Genomic DNA, 1,629 nt, shown 5'->3' on the forward strand with positions numbered 1-1,629 from the left:
GGCTGCATTTCGGGCATCCGGGAAGTCGCGGGGGCCTGGATCGGCATGACGATGTCGAAGGAACAGCCGTCGCCCGGCATGCTCTGGCAGACGATGGTGCCGCCGAGCATCTGGGTGACGAGGTTGAACACGATGTTCATGCCCAGGCCGCTGCCGCCGCGGCCGCGCTTGGTCGTGAAGAAGGGGTCGAAGATGCGCAGGACCTGGTCCTGGCTCATGCCGCAGCCGTCGTCGCCGTAGCGGAGGCGGACGGATCCCGCGAGGACCGCGACCTCGATGCGGATCGCACCGGCCTCGCGTTCCTCGAACCCGTGGATCAGCGAGTTCATCACCAGGTTGGTCATGATCTGGGAAATCGCGCCGGGGTAACCGTCCAGCAGGAGATCCTCGGGGCAGGACACGGCGACGTCCACGTGCTTGCGCCGCAGCTCGGGCCGCAGGCTGACCAGCACCTCGTTCAGGTAGGCGCCCAGCCGGAAGCTGCGCCGGTGCTCGGCGGACTGGTCGACCGAGACCTGCTTGAAGCTCTGCACGAGCTGGGCGGCGCGGTTGAGGTTGGCCAGCACCAGGCTCGCGGACTCGTCGGCGGTCGCCAGGAACTCCTCGAACTCGGTCTTGCTGAGCCTCCCCGCCCGGTACAACTCGCGGGCGGCCTTGACGCGCTGCTCGAGGTGCGAGGCGGCCGTGACGCCGATGCCCAGCGGGGTGTTGATCTCGTGGGCCACGCCGGCGACCAGGTTGCCCAGGGCCGCCATCTTCTCGGACGTGATCAGCCTAGCCTGCGCCTCCTGCAGCTCCGCGGTGCGCTCTTCGACGCGGTTCTCCAGCTCCTGGTTCATGTCCTGGACGCGGCGCTCCGATTCCTTGCGCTCGGTGATGTCGCGGGCGAAGGCGCAGTGGAACTTGCGGCCGCCGAACTCCTGGTAGCTGGACGAGACCTCGACCGGGTAGATCCGCCCCGTCTTGGTGCGGTGGATGCCCTGGACCAGGACCGAACCCTGGTCGCGCACGGTCCGCCAGACCTGCGGCCACTCCTCGCGCGCTAGGTCGGTCGAGATGTCGAGGATCGACATGCGCAGCAGCTCGTCGCGGTCGTAGCCCAGGGTCAGGCAGGCGGTGTCGTTGACGTCCACCAGGGAGCCGTCCTCGCCGATCCAGTAGACCGCGTCGCTAGCGTGGTCGATGGAGTACTTCGAGCGGCGCAGTTCGTTCTCCGCCAGGACGCGCTCGCTGACGTCCAGGACGAACCCTTCGACGGTCTCGAGGTGGCCGCGCTCGTCGTAGACGCCGACGCCCTGCTCCCAGACCCACTTCAGCTCGCCCTGCTTGGTGATCATGCGGTACTCGAGACGGAAGGGGACGTGGCGTTCCATCGCGTCCCAGATCGTGGTGCGGACGTACGGGAAGTCGGCCGGGTGGATGAACTGCGGCGCCGTCACGGCGCGCCCGTCGAGCAGCTCGTCGCGCGAGTAGCCGGTCAGGTTCAGGCAGCCGTCGTTCACGTAGGCGAGCGACAGGTTCTGGTCGCCGCGGCAGCGGTAGACCATGCCCGGCAGGTTGCCCACGAGGGTCGCCATCTGGCGCTGGCTGCGGCGCATCGCCTGCTCGCTGGTGATGCGGTCGGTGATG

At 68.3% G+C, this 1,629-nt stretch carries 1 protein-coding gene; it reads right to left on the minus strand.

All coding sequences use genetic code 11. The features are described from left to right. Positions 1-1,629 (minus strand): PAS domain S-box protein (locus tag Q7W29_09210; protein ID MDO9171996.1); only part of this gene is annotated, 1,629 nt, incomplete at both ends.

The organism is bacterium, from assembly GCA_030654305.1.
In the GTDB taxonomy this organism is placed as follows: Bacteria; Krumholzibacteriota; Krumholzibacteriia; order LZORAL124-64-63; family LZORAL124-64-63; genus PNOJ01.